Source organism: Serratia sp. PAMC26656 (assembly GCF_016469055.2).
GTDB classification, from domain to species: Bacteria; Pseudomonadota; Gammaproteobacteria; order Enterobacterales; family Enterobacteriaceae; genus Serratia; species Serratia plymuthica.
The window spans coordinates 4,932,128-4,948,323 of the sequence record NZ_CP150486.1; the positions used below are offsets into that span (position 1 = coordinate 4,932,128).

Consider the following 16,196-nt stretch of genomic DNA (forward strand, 5'->3'; position numbering starts at 1 on the left):
TTTTCTATTTTCCCGCCAGCCCACGATACGCACAATAATTTTATGCAGAGAAATGTTAACTATTTGAAAATAATTACCGGTGGCGGGAAATAAAGCGGGCGTAGCATGCTGCGCCCGTTTGTTATGCCGTCGGCTTACTCTTCGCTGTCGCCCGCAGGCGCACGCGCCGGTGCATCGATCTCTACGCGATCGATACGCTGCAAGCCACGTGGCAATGAGGTGCCTTTACGGCCGCGCTCCGCACGGAATTTCTGCAAGTCTTCCGGACGCAGCGTCAGCTTGCGTTTACCCACATGCAAGGTCACGGAGGTTTGCGGTGGCAGCACGAACAACCATGTCAGCTTGTCTTCGCCGGAAGCGGCCTGCGCCGCCGGAATAGAAACAATCTTGTTGCCCTTGCCCTTCGACAACTGTGGCAGATCGGCAACCGGGAACAGCAACATGCGTCCGGCAGCAGTGATCGACAGCAACATGTCGTCGTCACCGTGGATCTCCATCGGCGCCAGCGCTTTGGCGTTGTCCGGCAGAGTGATCATCGCCTTACCGGCACGGTTGCGCGCCACCAGATCGTTGAAGGTGCAGACAAAACCGTAACCGGCGTCAGAGGCCATCAACAGTTTCTGATCGTCCGCCGCCATCAGCACTTGCTCAATGGTCGCGCCCGGCGGTGGCGTCAGCTTGCCGGTTAACGGCTCGCCCTGCCCGCGCGCCGAAGGCAGCGTCAACGGATCGAGCGCGTAGCTGCGCCCGGTTGAGTCGATAAACACCACTGGCTGGTTGGTTTTGCCGCGCGCCGCGCTGCGGTAGCTGTCGCCGGCTTTGTAGCTCAGGCCGCTTGGATCGATATCGTGGCCCTTGGCGCTACGCACCCAGCCCATTTCCGACAGTACGATAGTCACCGGCTCGGACGGCACAAAGTCATGCTCGCTCATCGCCTTGGCTTCCGCACGCTCGGTAATCGGTGAACGGCGATCGTCGCCATAGGCCTGCGCATCGGCCTGGATCTCTTTCTTGATCAGGGTGTTCAGCTTGCGTTCAGAAGCCAGCAATGCCTGGAGGTGATCGCGTTCTTTGGCCAGCTCATCCTGCTCGCCGCGGATCTTGAACTCTTCCAGCTTCGCCAAATGGCGCAGTTTCAGCTCAAGGATCGCTTCCGCCTGAGTGTCGGAAATACCGAAACGCTGCATCAGCACCGGCTTGGGTTCGTCCTCGCTGCGGATGATGTGGATCACTTCATCAATATTGAGGAACGCCACCAGCAAACCTTCCAGAATGTGCAGGCGTTTCAGCACTTTTTCCAAACGGTAATTCAGACGACGGCGCACCGTGTCGCGGCGGAATGCCAGCCATTCGGTAAGGATTTCCACCAGCCCTTTAACCTGCGGGCGGTTGTCCAGACCGATCATGTTCATATTGATGCGGTAGCTGCGTTCCAAATCGGTGGTGGCGAACAGGTGGTTCATCACCTGATCCAGATCGATACGGTTGGAGCGCGGCACAATCACCAGCCGCGTCGGGTTCTCGTGATCGGATTCGTCACGCAGATCTTCCACCATCGGCAGCTTTTTGGCGCGCATCTGGCTGGCGATCTGCTCCAGCACCTTGGCACCGGAAACCTGGTGCGGCAAGGCGGTGATCACCGCGCTGCCGTCCTCTTTTTTCCATATGGCGCGCATACGCACCGAGCCGCGGCCGTTCTGGTAAATTTTACGGATTTCATCGCGCGGCGTAATGATTTCGGCTTCGGTCGGGAAGTCCGGGCCCTGCACGAACTCGAGCAACTCCTCAAGCCCTGCGCCGGGTTTATCGATCAACGCCACGACGGCGGCGGCCACTTCCCGCACGTTGTGCGGCGGGATGTCGGTCGCCATACCGACGGCAATGCCGGTGGTGCCGTTCAGCAGGATGTTGGGCAGACGCGCCGGCAACATCTTCGGCTCCTGCATGGTGCCGTCAAAGTTCGGCACCCAGTCAACGGTGCCCTGGCCCAGTTCGGCCAGCAGCACTTCCGCGTATTTGGACAGGCGGGATTCGGTATAACGCATCGCCGCGAAGGATTTCGGATCGTCCGGCGCCCCCCAGTTCCCCTGGCCGTCTACCAGCGGATAGCGATAAGAGAACGGCTGCGCCATCAGCACCATCGCTTCATAGCAAGCGCTGTCGCCGTGCGGATGGTATTTACCCAGCACGTCACCCACGGTACGGGCGGATTTTTTGAATTTGGCGCTGTTGTTCAGCCCCAGCTCGGACATGGCGTAGATGATGCGCCGTTGTACCGGCTTTAGACCGTCACCAATGTACGGCAACGCCCTATCCATGATGACGTACATGGAATAGTTCAGATAGGCGTTTTCAGTGAATGTGTGCAGCGGTAAACGCTCTACACCGTCATGAGTCAGATCACTCATTACTCAATTATCCTCAGACCGTGGCTTGGCAATCCCTGGACGACAAAGGGTATAGCTTGTCGATTCTGTCGGCGATAGTAACCCATCAGCAGGGTAGCTGTCACAGTTGGCGCAGCAATCGCCCGGTGAAGCCGGTTCAACGGCCGATTTTATGCAAAAATTCATTACCTGGCGGTGCCTTTATTGACTCAGAGTCAACACTGTTGTGCGCTGGATCCCATTTTTACGGCTATTGCTAACGATTACACTCCCTGTCAACGAAATGCTTTCTGCGCTCAAACGCGGAAAGCAGTCCCCATTTTAACTCTGACAGGAGCCGCGAAAATGAGCAACATCCTGATTATCAATGCTAAAAAGCAATTCGGCCATTCCAACGGCGAACTTAACCAAACGCTGAGCGACGTGGCGGAAAGCTTCTTGCGCGACGTGAAACACGATGTGCAGGTCACCGTGGTCGACGACGGCTATGACATCGAAGCCGAAGTGCAGAAATACCTGTGGGCCGACGTGGTGATTTATCAGATGCCGGGCTGGTGGATGGGTGAACCCTGGATCCTGAAAAAATACATCGATGAAGTGTTCACCGCCGGGCACGGCAGCCTGTACGCCAGCGACGGTCGCACCCGCGCCGACGCCGGCAAGAAATACGGCTCAGGTGGCCTGATCCAGGGCAAGAAATACCTGTTGAGCCTGACCTGGAACGCGCCGCTGGAAGCCTTTACCGATCCGCAGCAGTTCTTCCACGGCGTGGGCGTTGACGGCGTTTATCTGCACTTCCACAAGGCCAATCAGTTCCTGGGCATGGAAGCGCTGCCGACCTTTATCTGTAATGACGTGATTAAACAACCTGATATCGACAGCGATATCGCACGTTATCGCGCGCACCTGGCAGAAATTTTTGCTTAACTAAGGCCGCGTAAGCGCATAAATCAATGAGGTTGTGATGATCACCGTAATTGCAGAAATCAAGACCAAACCTGGCCACCGTGAAACGGTGCTCAAAGCGATCGAGAAATTGATCCCGTTGGTACTGGCGGAAGAGGGTTGCGGCGAATATATGCCGATGATCGACAGCCATACTCAGGCGCCGTGGCAGAAGCTGTCGCCGGACTCGGTGTTTATGCTGGAAAAATGGGAAAGCCAGGCGCATCTGGAAAAACATCTGGATATCGCTCACATGCACAAGCATCGCGACACCATCAAAGACAGCGTGGTTGGCGTGACCATTCACGTGCTGGGTAACGCGCTGTAATGCCCGGGGCCGCTCTGGTCCCTATAACGTCTGCGCGTCGATATGCGCGCTGACGTAGTCCAGAAAACAGGTAATACGCGCCGCCAGCTGGGTATTGCGGTAATAGACCGCATTAATCGGCTGGCGCACATCCAGCGTGTCCTGCTCCAGCAACTGCACCAACCGCCCGCTGCGCTGATCGTCGCGCGTCATGAAATCCGCCAACTGCACTATTCCTTCGCCACGTAACGCCAGTTGCCTTAGCGTTTCACCGCTGGATGCCGAGAGAGTCGGCGTGATGGCGAAATGCGGCGCCTGAGGGTTGCGCAGCGGCCACAGATTGAGTGACTCCGGCTGGGTAAAGCCGAGCAGGCAGTGGTCGCGCAGCGCTTCCACGCTGTTCGGGGTGCCATAACGTTCAAGATAATCCGGGCTGGCGAGAATACGCAAACGGCTGGCCCCCAGTAGACGCGCATGAATGGTTGAGTCGCGCAATATGCCGATGCGAATGGCGATGTCGGTACGCTTCTCCAGCAGATCGATAATCAGGTTGTCGGTATTCAACTCCAGCTCGATCTGCGGATAACTTTGGCGAAATCCCGCCACCAGCGGCACAATCACGTGTTCCATAAAGGGGGCGGCGGCGTTGACCCGCAATTTGCCGGCCGGGATCAGCCTGCGCAGCGCCATCTGCTCTTCGACGTTCTCCACCGAACGGATAATGTCGCGCGCATGGCCAAGAAAGCTTTGGCCTTCTTCGGTCAGCTCAAGCCGGCGCGTGGTGCGGCGCATCAGGGTGGTGTCGAGTTTCTTTTCCAGGCGACTGAGCGCGCGGCTGATACCGGACGTGGTCTGGCCGAGCTGTTCTGCGGCGGAGGTAATGGAGCCGCTGTCGACCACAGAGGTAAACGCCAGCAATTCTTCGAGGGTGATTTTCATGCATTCCGCCCAGAGTGGTCGGGTGCGGCCTGCCGCGCCCCTGCGGGAAGAAAGGCCCGGCGCAGAAGCCGGGCCTGACAAGAGATCAGAATCAGACGGAAAGATCGGCCATATCGCCTTTGTCCTGCAGCCAGTTACGGCGATCTTCAGAACGTTTCTTGGCCAGCAGCATGTCCATCATCGCCAGCGTCTGGGCCACATCGTCATCGCTCACCGTCAGCTGTACCAGACGACGGGTATTGGGGTCGAGCGTGGTTTCACGCAGTTGCAGCGGGTTCATCTCGCCCAGCCCTTTAAAGCGCTGAACGTTCGGTTTGCCCTTTTTGCGCTTCAACTGTTCCAGCACGCCGGCTTTCTCTTCTTCATCCAGCGCGTAGAACACCTCTTTACCGAGGTCGATGCGATACAGCGGCGGCATTGCCACATACACGTGGCCGCCCTTCACCAGCGAACTGAAGTGGCGTACAAACAACGCGCACAGCAGCGTGGCGATGTGCAAGCCGTCGGAGTCCGCATCCGCGAGGATACAGACTTTGCCGTAACGCAGTTGGCTGAGGTCTTCGCTGTCCGGATCGATGCCGATCGCCACGGAAATGTCATGCACCTCCTGCGAGGCCAGTACTTCGTCCGAGGACACTTCCCAGGTATTCAGGATCTTGCCCTTCAGCGGCATGATGGCCTGATACTCGCGATCGCGAGCCTGCTTGGCTGAACCGCCCGCCGAGTCCCCTTCCACCAGGAACAGTTCGGTCATGTTCAGATCCTGCGACGTACAGTCCGCCAGTTTACCCGGCAGAGCCGGACCGCTGGTCAGCTTCTTGCGCACCACTTTCTTGGCGGCGCGCAGACGGCGCTGGGCGCTGGAAATAGCCAGCTCGGCCAGCTGTTCCGCCGCCTGTACGTTCTGGTTCAGCCACAGGCTGAAGGCGTCTTTCACCACGCCGGAAACGAAGGCCGCGCACTGGCGCGACGACAGGCGTTCTTTGGTCTGCCCGGCGAACTGCGGATCCTGCATCTTCACCGACAGCACGTAGGCGCAGCGGTCCCAGATGTCTTCGGCGGACAGCTTCACGCCGCGCGGCAGGATATTGCGGAACTCGCAGAACTCGCGCATGGCGTCCAGCAGCCCCTGACGCAGGCCGTTAACGTGGGTGCCGCCCTGCATGGTCGGGATCAGGTTAACGTAGCTTTCCGTCAACAGCTCGCCGCCTTCCGGCAGCCACAACAGCGCCCAATCCACCGCTTCGGTATCGCCGGCGAAGTTGCCGATAAACGGCGCTTCCGGCAGGGTGATCAGGCCGTTGACCGCTTCCATCAGGTAATCGGTCAGACCGTCCTGATAGCACCAGCGTTGCTCGGTATTGTTCAGCTTGTCGATAAAGTAAATTTCAACGCCGGGGCACAGTACCGCTTTAGCTTTCAGCAGGTGGCTCAGGCGCGAAACCGAGAAGCGCGGGCTGTCGAAGAACTTCTCGTCAGGCCAGAAGTGGATGCTGGTGCCGGTATTGCGTTTGCCGCAGCTGCCGGTCACCGCCAGCTCTTGCACCTTGTCGCCGTTTTCGAAGGCGATGCTGTAGACGTTGCCGTCACGCTTAACGTTGACTTCCACCCGCGTCGACAGGGCGTTAACCACCGAAATCCCCACGCCATGCAGGCCGCCGGAGAACTGGTAGTTTTTATTGGAGAATTTACCGCCCGCGTGCAGACGACACATGATCAACTCAACCGCCGGGACGCCTTCTTCAGGGTGGATATCCACCGGCATACCGCGGCCGTCGTCGATCACTTCCAGTGACTGATCGGCGTGCAGAATCACGTCGATGCGCTTGGCATGGCCTGCCAGGGCTTCATCGACGCTGTTATCGATCACCTCTTGGCCGAGGTGATTTGGGCGCGTCGTGTCGGTATACATGCCGGGACGACGGCGCACTGGTTCTAGACCGCTGAGGACTTCAATGGCATCAGCGTTATAGGTGGATTGAGTCATCGTTGAATTTTTTTCGTGGTTAGAAGGAAGGTGCCTATCCCCGTCGTCTTTCGAGCCGCAGGGTATAACTCGCTTATTCACACAGCGTTTAGCCCTAAAAAATCCACAATCTGGGGGAAGTAATGCTCGAAACCGACGAAGGCGTGGTTTCCACCCGACTCCACCGTTTGCCGGCACGCAGTGTAATAGGCCACCGCCTGCCCATAATCGAGAATTTCATCGCCCGTTTGTTGCAGCAACCAGATTAAATCCGGTGACTCCAAGGGATCGATCTGCATCGTTTTCAGATCGTAAACGTGACGTGACTCTAACACATATTGTTGACCGGTGTAGGGGTTCTCGTTTTTGCCAAGGTAGTCAATCAACAGCTCAAACGGCTTCACAGCGGGGTTAACCACTACCGCCGGCAGTGAAAAACACTGTGAAAGCCAGGTGGCGTAGTATCCGCCCAGCGAGGAGCCCACGACGCCCAACGTCTGCCCGGCGCGCTCCATCACCATATTTTCAAGCATCTCGGCGGCATCGGCCGGGAAAACCGGCAATTGCGGCACCAGCATCTCGATGTCCGGGTGGTTCTCAGCCAGCCACGCCTTGAAAGAGGTTGCCTTGGCCGAGAGCGGCGAACTGTTAAAACCGTGCAAATAAAGTAGCGTCGACATCAGTACCCTTCCGAATCCATGTCGGGGCGAAAATCATCGTTTTCCAAGCGGAAAACCTGGGTCTCGACGCGACCGTCCGGCAGCAGATCGAGATAGCGCCAACCGGGCGAAACGTCGTCGATGGTAAAATTGGTGCAGTGCGGCTTGAATTGCACGCAGGTGGAAGGCGATGCCAGCAAACGGCGGCCCTGCCATTCCAGATCCAGATCCTGGTGAATATGCCCGCACACCACGGTGTTTACGTTCGGGTAGCGCAGCAGCACCGCGCCCAGCATGTGCGGGTTGCGCAAGCTGTGCTGATCGAGCCAGGTGCAACCGGAAGGCAACGGATGATGATGCAGCAGCAGTAACGTATAACGCTCGGGATGGGCCTGCAGGCAGCGCTCCATCCACTCGAGCTGGTAGTCGCTCAGCTCACCGTGCGGCACGCCAAACACCTGGCTGTCCAGCAGCAACACCTGCCAGTTCTCGCCCAACAGCACCTGCTTTGACGGGGCAATGCCTGCGGCGGCCAGCGCATCAACCATCGCCGGCTGAAAATCATGGTTGCCCGGCAGCCAGACGCAAGGCGCAGGCAACCGCGCAATACCTTCGGCAAAGTGCCGGTAAGCAGCCAGCGAATGATCCTGAGCCAAGTCGCCGGTGGCGACAACCAGATCAAAATCGCGCTGCTGCGCCATAATGGCGTCCAGCACCGCGTGGTAACTGCGATAGGTATTGATGCCGAGCAAGGTCTCGTTTTCGCCGGCAAAAAGGTGGGTATCTGTTATTTGCAGAATCCTGACCCTGGCCCCACTTGCCACGGTCAGTTTAAACAGGCTTTCCAAATGGTGTCCTTTGTTATTTCAGTCTACCTAACAAACCGGAACCGCCATTGCTCCATGCGCCAAACAGTAGCGCAACCAATCAGCAAGAAACTGGTTAATTTGATGCTTTTCGTCGCGTTGATGCAACTTTTTATTGGGATAATCATAACGCGCTTTAAAGCGGTAGATCTGCTGACTGGAACACACTTCCGCAACCATCGCGTCATGATACAGCCGCACCGTCATGGCGGGCAGGCTCCAATAGCTGACCGCCGGTGCGGTCTGCTCTATCTGCACCAACGAGGTGTAGCGCGTGGATTCAACAATAGTCAGACGATAGCTGGCGCCGTTCACCTGATAAGTCACCGTTTCGCCCACTTCATCGTTGCGCGGCAGCAAGCGACGCAATTGCGCGAAGTTGGTTTCACACAATCTCATCATTTCCGGGAAATCAGGGGTATAGCGCTGTTTCATTGGTTGGCCCACTCTTTTCTTAACGATTCATGGTGCAACGCCAGCCACTGCAATGCAATCACAGATGCGGCGTTATCAATCGCGCCTTCTTCAACCCAACGGTAAGCCTGTTCGCGGCTGACGACGTGGACACGGATATCTTCATGCTCTTCTTCCAACCCATGGATGCCTTCGGCAGTGGTCGCGTCCACCTCGCCCACCATGATTGACAACCGTTCGCTGGTGCCGCCGGGGCTTGCCAGGTAGCTCAGCACCGGTTTGCAGCGCCCGACCTCGACGCCGGCCTCTTCCTGCGCTTCACGGCGGCACACGTCTTCAACGCTCTCGCCGGTTTCGATCATACCCGCCACCATTTCCAGTAGCCAGGGGGAGCTACTGGTATCGACCGCGGCGATCCGCAGTTGTTCAATCAGCACCACTTCGTCACGCACCGGGTCATAGGGCAGCAGCACCGCCGCATGGCCGCGTTCGAAAATCTCGCGCTTCACCTCCGGGCTCATGTCGCCGTTGAACAAGCGATGGCGGAACCGATAGAGATTGAGTGAAAAAAAACCACGGTAAAGCGTCTCACGTGCAATAATTTCTACATCATTTTTATCGAGAGTAACGGGCGACGGCTGTGAGTGGTTCATAAGCGAATTCTCCTGCGTGAGTATGCCGATAAAATAAACAGTTTTGATGACAGAAACGGCGGGGTAATCTTCCGCAGCTTTATGCTAGATTGTGAACCATGATATCAGGTGTAACGTGCTCGGCCAGTTGAACCAAAGTAAACACGGCGGTCTGAAAGGCAAAAGATACGCGAGATGGCACATTCAGCCACCTTATGCGAACAACAGACTCTGCTAGAATCGGCAACTATTTCGTCTATCGTCAGCGCTAACATAGCAATATTGCTGCACAACAAGGAATGCAAATGAAGAAACTGCTCCCCCTTCTTATCGGACTGAGCCTGGGCGGCTTCAGTGCAATGAGCCAGGCAGAGAACCTGCTGCAGGTTTACAAACAGGCTAGGGAAAGTAACCCGGATCTGCGCAAGACTGCCGCTGACCGTGACGCCGCATTCGAAAAAATCAACGAAGCGCGCAGCCCGCTGCTGCCGCAGTTGGGTTTGAGCGCCGGTTATGACCGTAGCTATGGCTATCGCGACAACCGTGACCAAAACGGCAACACCACCAGCGGCTCGCTGGCGCTGACCCAAACCATTTTCGACATGTCGAAATGGCGCGCACTGACGCTGCAGGAAAAAACCGCCGGTATCTCCGACGTGACCTTCCAAACCTCGTCGCAACAGCTGATCCTCGACACCGCCACCGCCTATTTCAACGTGCTGAGCGCGATCGACTCGCTGTCTTATACGCAGGCGCAAAAGCAGGCGGTTTACCGCACGCTGGATCAAACCACCCAACGCTTTAACGTGGGCCTGGTGGCGATCACCGACGTGCAGAACGCCCGTTCCAACTACGACACTGTGCTGGCGGCCGAAGTGACCGCTCGCAACACCCTGGATAACGCGCTGGAAAAACTGCGCCAGGTGACCGGCACCTTCTACCCGGAACTGGCCTCGTTGAATACCGATCGCTTCAGCACCCAGCGTCCGGAAGCGGTGAATAATCTGCTGAAAGAAGCCGAAAGCCGCAACCTGAGCCTGCTTTCCGCCCGTCTGAGCCAGGATCTGGCGCGCGAGCAGATCAAATCAGCGCAAACCGGCTATATGCCGACCGTTGATTTCAGCGCTTCAACCGCCGTGTCCAACAACAGGTACAGCGGTTCCCGTAGCATTACTACGGATAACGATGCCGGCGAAAACAAAGTGGGGCTGAGCTTCAATCTCCCGCTGTACAGCGGCGGTCAGACCAATTCACAGGTGCAACAGGCGCAGTACAACTTCGTCGGCGCCAGTGAGCAATTGGAAAGCGCGCACCGCAGCGTAGTGCAGACCGTGCGTTCGTCATTCAACAACGTGAACGCGTCGATCAGCAGCATCAATGCCTACAAACAGGCCGTGATCTCTGCTCAGAGTTCATTGGATGCGATGGAAGCCGGTTACCAGGTGGGTACCCGTACCATCGTTGACGTGCTGGATGCCACCACCACGCTGTATAACGCCAAGCAGCAGCTCTCCAGCGCGCGTTATACCTATCTGATCAACCAGTTGAACATCAAGTCCGCGCTCGGCACGCTGAATGAAAATGACCTGCTGTTGCTGAACGGTGCGTTGGGCAAACCGGTTTCTACCTCGCAAGATGTAGTAGCGCCGCCGACCACCGCGCAAGACGCTTACGCGGAAGGTTATAACGGCAATGCCCCTGCGCCGCAAACGGCTGCACCGGCACCGGTCGCTACCCGCGCATCTGCGCCGGCGATCACCACTACCCAGCCGACGCGCAGCAACAGCGGTAACCCATTCCGCAACTGATTCGCGCACTGCTGAACACGGGGCCTGGCATCTGCCGCGCCCCGTTTTTTTTGCCTCAATGCCGGTTCTGCCCACCGCCTCACAGCCAGCCCCCCGCCCTGCGGTGGTATCATCGGCGCCACTGCCTTATCTCAGTCCGGATGGGATCCCATGGAGAACACCTCAAGCTGGCAACAGTTGATGGCCGATGGCGTATTGCCGCCCGCACAACGCCCTGCGCCGGCAATCTATGCTTCCTGGCTGCGCTGTCGCAGCCTGATGCAGCCCCCCGTGTGGAAAGCGCCGCACTGTGCGCTCGGCGCCACCTTCAACTCTATCTGCCAGCGTAAAAACGATCTGCTGACGCTGGGCCAGGCGGCGCTGGAAGACGCCTGCGAATATATGGAGCCCCGTCGCTGCCTGCTGATGATCCTCGACGAAAGCGGCTGCATGCTGTGGCTGTGCGGCAATGCCCTGACGCGTGAACGCCTGCAGCAATTGGGATTTACCCCCGGCGCCTATTGGGCCGAGGGGGACATTGGCACCAACGCGCCTTCGCTGGCGGCGGCAGAAGGCCACCCGATACAGGTGAGCGGCAGCGAGCATGTGCGCCAGGCACTGCACGACTGGTCATTCTGCGCCACGCCGGTTTATGACAACAGCGGCCGCCAGCGCGGCTCGATTGCGCTAGGCTGCCTGCTGGCTGATTCCGCCGCCGGCGATCTGTCACTGACGCTGGCGATCGCACGCGAGATAGGCAACTCGCTGAACGCCGACGGCCTGCTGGCGGAATCCAACCGTCACCTGAACCAGCTTTACGGTTTGCTTGACGGGGTGGATGACGGGGTGATGGCCTGGGACCATCGCGGCTACCTGCAATACATCAACCAGCGGGCCGCCACCCTGCTGAAGCTGGACGAACAGCAAAGCCAGGGCAAACCCTTGACGCAGTTGCTGACGCTGCCCGCCCTGCTCAACCGGGCCATCGCCCAGCGCCAGCCGCTACAGCACGTTGAGGTCACCTTCGAAAGCCAGCGGCAGTTTATCGCCGCGCTGCTGACCCTAAAACCGATCTTCGACGGCGAGCGCTGCAGTTTTATCGCCCTGTTGCACCCGATTGAACGGCTACACCAGTACGTCAGCAGCCAGCTGGGTCGCGTCAGCCACAGCTTTGAACAGATGCCTTCCGCTTCTCTGGAAATGCGCCGACTGATCCGCTATGGCCAGCAGGCGGCAAAGGGCCAGCACCCGATCCTGCTGTGCGGCGAAGAAGGGGTCGGCAAGGAGTTGCTCAGCCAGGCAATCCACAACGCCAGCGAACGCGCCGCTGGGCCATATATCGCGCTCAACTGCCAGTTGTTGCCGGAAGCGCAGGGGCTGCGCGAACTGCTGGGCAGCGACGCCAGTGAGGAGGAAGCGGGCCAGCTCAGCAAGTTTGAACTGGCCAACGGCGGCACCTTGTACCTGGAGCAGATTGAGTATCTGCCGGCGGAAATGCAGTCGGCACTGCTGCAGGTGCTGAAAACCGGTGTGGTGATGCGGCTTAATTCCAACCGGGTGATCCCCGTCGATGTCCGGGTGATCGCCGGCAGCGCCGCCAATCTGCCGCTGTTGGTGCAGCAGAACCGCTTCCGCCGCCAGCTGTTTTACAGCCTGCAAGCGTTCGAGATCCAGATCCCGGCGCTGCGCCAGCGGCTGAGCGACATTCCGCTGTTGGTAAAGCACCACCTGCGTGCGCTGGAACAGCATTTCCAGTGCCGGTTCCGGGTCGATGATGAAGTCATGGCCCAGCTTGGCCTGTATCTGTGGCCCGGCAACGATCTGGAGCTGAAAGGCGTGGTTGAGCGCACGGCGATGATTTGCCACGGCCACCATCTCCAGTTAGCGGACTTGCCCGAGCACTTGCTCAGCCACCAGCCGCTGCTGGAAAACGAACCGCAGCCGGGTATGCCGCTGCTGACGCTGGCGGAAATGGAACGCCAGGCGATCATTCGCGCTGCCAACGTCAGCCGCGGGCAGCTCAACGAAATGGCACAGCTGTTGGGCATCGGCCGCACCACGCTGTGGCGAAAAATCAAACAATATCAAATTGATATCAGGCAATTTAAGCTACGTGCCTGATAGCCGCACTCAATGGCTGAGCTGCAATACCCCGCGCGCCGCGTCCAGCATCGCTTTCTGGCCGCTGCGGGTTTTGCTCATACAGTCGTTCATGCCGACCACCATCGGGATGCCCATCGCTTTCGCCAGGATCGCGCTGTGCGACAGCGCATTGCCGCCGCTCAGGCAGATGCCGAGCACCAGGCGACGATCGAGCATCACCACGTCGGAAGGCATCAGTTCATCCATCACCAGTATCGAGGGCGCAGTCAGCGTAATCGGCAGCAACGGCTGCTGTTGCAGATGGCTCAGAGTACGGCGCAGCATGTCCCGCACGTCCAGTTCGCGCGCCCGCATGTACTCATCGTCCAACGCGCGATAATCTTCGATGATCGCCTCCATTTCCTGCCGCCAGGCCTGCTCGGCGCAACATTGTTGCTGAGCAATGCGCGTATAGGCCGCCTGTTGCAGATCCGGATCGTCCAGCAGCATGCTGTGCGCGCCGAAAATCGCCGCCTGCGGCTTGCCAATCAATGTGCCGGTACGCTCCGCCAGCCGACTAAGATCGCTCAGGGTATGCTGCAGCGCCTCGCGCAGCCGCTGCTGTTCGGTCAGCACGTCGTCCGCGCCAATCGGGCGCTCGGTCACCGTCGGCCAAAAGCTGAGCGCCTGCAACACCGGGCCGCTGGTCACGCTTTCCGCTACCGGGATGCCGTGCAGCGAGGGCAGTTGCTGCTCTGATACCGTTTCGCCAAAGTGCTGTTCCGCCAGTGCCCTGAACGCCGCCAGCGCCTGCTCAGCCTGCGGGCCGTCGGCAATCAACCGAACGGTGTCGCCGTGTCGCACCTGCAGCAACGCCAGTTGATTGAGGCTGCGCGGATTGGCGCATTGCCCCTGTTTTTCCAACACCAGCTCGGCCTCAAAGGGCGCCAGCGCTTCCGCCAGCCGCGCCGCCGGTCGGGCGTGTAACCCATGCGGGTTCTGCACCGTCCAACTGATGCTTTTTCCTTGCGTCAACGGCAATTCAACGCTTTTTACCGCAGGCACGGCTTCACCCAGTTGCGCCTGCTTGGCCAGCAGCGCGCCCTGCGCTTCTGCCAACACCTGTTCCAGCCCGGCGCCGGAATTGGCGGCGACCACCGCAGCCAGCGTCCCTTCCACCAGTGGCGCCGAACACAGCCGCACTTTGGCGGCCAACTGCGAGTCCAGCAGATCGAGCGCAGTTTCGGCACTCAGCAACGCACTGCCCAAATCCATCAGCACCACGATGCCCGCGCCATCCGCCACCGACTCAATGGCTTCCATGACCTTGATTGCATCGGTGCCTATCGGATGCTCGGCGTCATCGACGCCCGCCGCCAGCACCAGTTTGCAGCCGTCGCCACGCATCATCTGCAGCGCCAGCTCTTCAACCCCGCGCGCCAGCTGCGCGCTGTGGGAAACTACAACGATATTGATCATCTCGCCTCCTGCTAGTGGCCGGCGACCTCGGCCAGCGTTTTTATCATCAACATCACCGAGGTGGCGCCCGGATCCTGATGGCCGATGCTGCGCTCACCCAGGTAGCTGGCCCGCCCTTTACGCGCCTGCATGATGATAGTGCCCTCTACCGCCTGTTCCGCCCGCTCACTGGCGCGCTGCAAGGCTTCTGCCACGCTCAACTGCTGCTGCGCCGACTGGCCGAGGCTTTCCACCACCGGCCACCAGACGTCGCACATGGTTTTGTCGCCCGGCTCCGCCTTGCCACGCATCACCACGCCCTCTACGCCCTCTTGCATCAACTGATGCAGCTCCGCCAGATCCAGACTTTGCTTGGCATTGGCCGCCTGTGCCGCGCGAATAAAGAAAGTGCCGAACAGCGGGCCGCTGGCGCCGCCAACGCTCGACAGCAGCGTCATACCGGTGTTTTTAAGGATAAAACCGATGTCTTTATCCGCCACCGACGGCAGCTTTTCCACCACCTTGTTGAAGCCGCGGTTCATGTTCAAACCGTGGTCGGCATCGCCGATCTCGGTATCCAGCCGGGTCAAAAAGTCACGCTGCTGGGTAAACACCTCGCCGCAACGCATCAGCCAATCCACGACCTGTTGTTTCGTTAATGCCATAAATCCTCCTCAGCAGCCCCAACGCAGCGCAGGGGTTTTCACCGGCGCATCCCACAATGCCAACAGTTCGTCATCCACCTTCAGCAGAGTGATCGATATCCCCTGCATGTCCAGCGAGGTGCAATAAGAGCCCACCAGACTGCGTTCAACGATCATGCCCGCCTCGGCGCAGCGCTCCGCCAGTCGGTGATAAACGCCGTACAGCTCGGAAAGCGGCGTCGCACCCAGATTGTTCACCAGCACAATCACCCGGTCACCGCGCGTCAGCGGCTGCTTGGTCTGCACTTCATCGCGCCATTCACCCTGCCGGCGATCCCAGGCACGAAGGGTGCGCTGGTAATGGCCGTGTTCGATCAGGGTATGGAACATGTCATCCACCGCCGCGTTGAGGCCGGTGAACGGACGCCGCGCAATGCCCGGCTCGCCGTGAATACCGACGCCGAACTCCATCTCGTTTTCCGCCAATACAAACGAGGGCTTGCCGGCTGCGGGGACGGTGCAGGCACCCAGCGCGATGCCAATCGAATGCCCTTGATTGTTGATCCTATGGCCCAGCGTCACCACGGTGTCCAGATCGTCGCCACGCGCCGTCGCTGCACCGAGCAGTTTTTCCATCAGTACGGTATTCGCTACCCCACGCCGGCCGGCGGTGAACAGGCTGTCTTTGACTGCCACGTCATCGTCCACCAGCACCGTCGCCACCTGGGTGCCGCTATCATGCAGCAGTTCGGTGGCGGTTTCGAAGTTCAACACGTCGCCGGTGTAGTTTTTGATCAGCAACAAGACCCCGGCACCCCCGTCGATTGCCTGGCCGCATTCGTACATTTTATCCGGCGTCGGCGAGGTAAAAATCTCCCCAGGGCAGGCACCGTCGAGCATGCCTTCGCCGACAAAGCCACAGTGCATTGGCTCGTGGCCGCTGCCGCCGCCGGACAGGATAGCCACCTTGCCCGCTACCGGCGCGTCGGCGCGGGTCACGAACACCGGCTCCTGATGCACCAGCAGTTCAGGGTGCGCTTCCGCCAGCCCCAGCAATTGCTCTTCCAGTACCGACTCAACCTTATTGATCAGTTTTTTCACGGTCATTTC

Annotated in this window: 14 protein-coding genes; 4 read left to right on the forward strand and 10 right to left on the reverse strand. The window is 58.9% G+C overall.

What is annotated here, in order from left to right:
- Positions 1-134: 134 nt before the first annotated feature.
- Positions 135-2,408 carry a DNA topoisomerase IV subunit A gene (parC, locus tag JEM67_RS24095; protein WP_013814613.1) on the reverse strand — a complete coding sequence of 758 codons (2,274 nt, stop codon included), beginning with the start codon at positions 2,406-2,408 and terminating at the stop codon, positions 135-137.
- A 324-nt stretch (positions 2,409-2,732) separates the two neighbouring features.
- Here parC and JEM67_RS24100 point away from each other — a divergent pair, with 324 nt between their 5' ends.
- On the forward strand, positions 2,733-3,314 hold the full coding sequence (locus JEM67_RS24100) for an NAD(P)H-dependent oxidoreductase (RefSeq protein ID WP_004948269.1): 582 nt from the start codon (positions 2,733-2,735) through the stop codon (positions 3,312-3,314).
- A 37-nt stretch (positions 3,315-3,351) separates the two neighbouring features.
- Positions 3,352-3,660 (forward strand): putative quinol monooxygenase, encoded by a 309-nt coding sequence (locus JEM67_RS24105; RefSeq protein WP_199635755.1) that lies wholly within the window; start codon positions 3,352-3,354, stop codon positions 3,658-3,660.
- Positions 3,661-3,681: 21 nt separating this feature from the next.
- Here JEM67_RS24105 and JEM67_RS24110 read toward each other — a convergent pair whose 3' ends face one another.
- From JEM67_RS24110 to nudF, 6 genes are all read right to left on the reverse strand, one after another.
- The gene (locus tag JEM67_RS24110) at positions 3,682-4,578 is read right to left on the reverse strand and encodes a LysR substrate-binding domain-containing protein (protein WP_199635754.1); all 897 of its coding nucleotides are present in this window, start codon (positions 4,576-4,578) and stop codon (positions 3,682-3,684) included.
- Positions 4,579-4,669: 91 nt separating this feature from the next.
- Entirely contained in the window at positions 4,670-6,565 is a 1,896-nt protein-coding gene (gene parE, locus JEM67_RS24115; protein ID WP_013814615.1) for a DNA topoisomerase IV subunit B, read from the reverse strand.
- Between the two features lie 77 nt (positions 6,566-6,642).
- The gene (yqiA, locus tag JEM67_RS24120; protein WP_004948280.1) at positions 6,643-7,224 is read right to left on the reverse strand and encodes an esterase YqiA; all 582 of its coding nucleotides are present in this window, start codon (positions 7,222-7,224) and stop codon (positions 6,643-6,645) included.
- Entirely contained in the window at positions 7,224-8,051 is an 828-nt protein-coding gene (gene cpdA / locus JEM67_RS24125) for a 3',5'-cyclic-AMP phosphodiesterase (RefSeq protein WP_004948283.1), read from the reverse strand. Before cpdA ends, yqiA begins: the two co-directional genes overlap by 1 nt.
- Positions 8,052-8,078: 27 nt before the next feature.
- On the reverse strand, positions 8,079-8,504 hold the full coding sequence (locus JEM67_RS24130; protein WP_004948286.1) for a DUF1249 family protein: 426 nt from the start codon (positions 8,502-8,504) through the stop codon (positions 8,079-8,081).
- Positions 8,501-9,136: an ADP-ribose diphosphatase gene (gene nudF, locus JEM67_RS24135; RefSeq protein ID WP_004948289.1), complete on the reverse strand. Its 636-nt coding sequence runs from the start codon at positions 9,134-9,136 to the stop codon at positions 8,501-8,503. The genes JEM67_RS24130 and nudF overlap by 4 nt, the downstream gene beginning before the upstream one ends.
- Positions 9,137-9,420: 284 nt before the next feature.
- Between nudF and tolC the strand changes: the two genes are divergently transcribed.
- Together tolC and dhaR are read left to right on the forward strand one after the other, a co-directional pair.
- Positions 9,421-10,923: an outer membrane channel protein TolC gene (gene tolC, locus JEM67_RS24140; protein ID WP_013814617.1), complete on the forward strand. Its 1,503-nt coding sequence runs from the start codon at positions 9,421-9,423 to the stop codon at positions 10,921-10,923.
- A gap of 150 nt (positions 10,924-11,073) precedes the next feature.
- Positions 11,074-13,023 carry a dihydroxyacetone kinase operon transcriptional regulator DhaR gene (dhaR, locus tag JEM67_RS24145; RefSeq protein WP_199635753.1) on the forward strand — a complete coding sequence of 650 codons (1,950 nt, stop codon included), beginning with the start codon at positions 11,074-11,076 and terminating at the stop codon, positions 13,021-13,023.
- A 9-nt stretch (positions 13,024-13,032) separates the two neighbouring features.
- On the opposite strand, the gene dhaM is transcribed toward dhaR, so the two are convergent.
- The 3 genes from dhaM to dhaK are packed head-to-tail and all read right to left on the reverse strand — an operon-like array spanning position 13,033 to position 16,187.
- Complete coding sequence (dhaM, locus tag JEM67_RS24150; RefSeq protein WP_199635752.1) at positions 13,033-14,463, reverse strand: dihydroxyacetone kinase phosphoryl donor subunit DhaM; 1,431 nt, start codon at positions 14,461-14,463, stop codon at positions 13,033-13,035.
- A gap of 11 nt (positions 14,464-14,474) precedes the next feature.
- A complete protein-coding gene (dhaL, locus tag JEM67_RS24155; RefSeq protein WP_199635751.1) occupies positions 14,475-15,107 on the reverse strand; it encodes a dihydroxyacetone kinase subunit DhaL in 633 nt (210 codons plus the stop codon).
- Positions 15,108-15,116: 9 nt separating this feature from the next.
- A complete protein-coding gene (gene dhaK / locus JEM67_RS24160) occupies positions 15,117-16,187 on the reverse strand; it encodes a dihydroxyacetone kinase subunit DhaK (RefSeq protein ID WP_199635750.1) in 1,071 nt (356 codons plus the stop codon).
- Positions 16,188-16,196 lie beyond the last annotated feature (9 nt).

Excerpts from the sequence above, each read along its gene's own strand:
- parC (WP_013814613.1), bottom strand. The coding sequence starts at position 2,408 with ATGAGTGATCTGACTCATGACGGTGTAGAGCGTTTACCGCTGCACACA.
- JEM67_RS24100 (WP_004948269.1), top strand. The coding sequence starts at position 2,733 with ATGAGCAACATCCTGATTATCAATGCTAAAAAGCAATTCGGCCATTCC.
- JEM67_RS24105 (WP_199635755.1), top strand. The coding sequence starts at position 3,352 with ATGATCACCGTAATTGCAGAAATCAAGACCAAACCTGGCCACCGTGAA.
- JEM67_RS24110 (WP_199635754.1), bottom strand. The coding sequence starts at position 4,578 with ATGAAAATCACCCTCGAAGAATTGCTGGCGTTTACCTCTGTGGTCGAC.
- parE (WP_013814615.1), bottom strand. The coding sequence starts at position 6,565 with ATGACTCAATCCACCTATAACGCTGATGCCATTGAAGTCCTCAGCGGT.
- yqiA (WP_004948280.1), bottom strand. The coding sequence starts at position 7,224 with ATGTCGACGCTACTTTATTTGCACGGTTTTAACAGTTCGCCGCTCTCG.
- JEM67_RS24130 (WP_004948286.1), bottom strand. The coding sequence starts at position 8,504 with ATGAAACAGCGCTATACCCCTGATTTCCCGGAAATGATGAGATTGTGT.
- nudF (WP_004948289.1), bottom strand. The coding sequence starts at position 9,136 with ATGAACCACTCACAGCCGTCGCCCGTTACTCTCGATAAAAATGATGTA.
- tolC (WP_013814617.1), top strand. The coding sequence starts at position 9,421 with ATGAAGAAACTGCTCCCCCTTCTTATCGGACTGAGCCTGGGCGGCTTC.
- dhaR (WP_199635753.1), top strand. The coding sequence starts at position 11,074 with ATGGAGAACACCTCAAGCTGGCAACAGTTGATGGCCGATGGCGTATTG.
- dhaM (WP_199635752.1), bottom strand. The coding sequence starts at position 14,463 with ATGATCAATATCGTTGTAGTTTCCCACAGCGCGCAGCTGGCGCGCGGG.
- dhaL (WP_199635751.1), bottom strand. The coding sequence starts at position 15,107 with ATGGCATTAACGAAACAACAGGTCGTGGATTGGCTGATGCGTTGCGGC.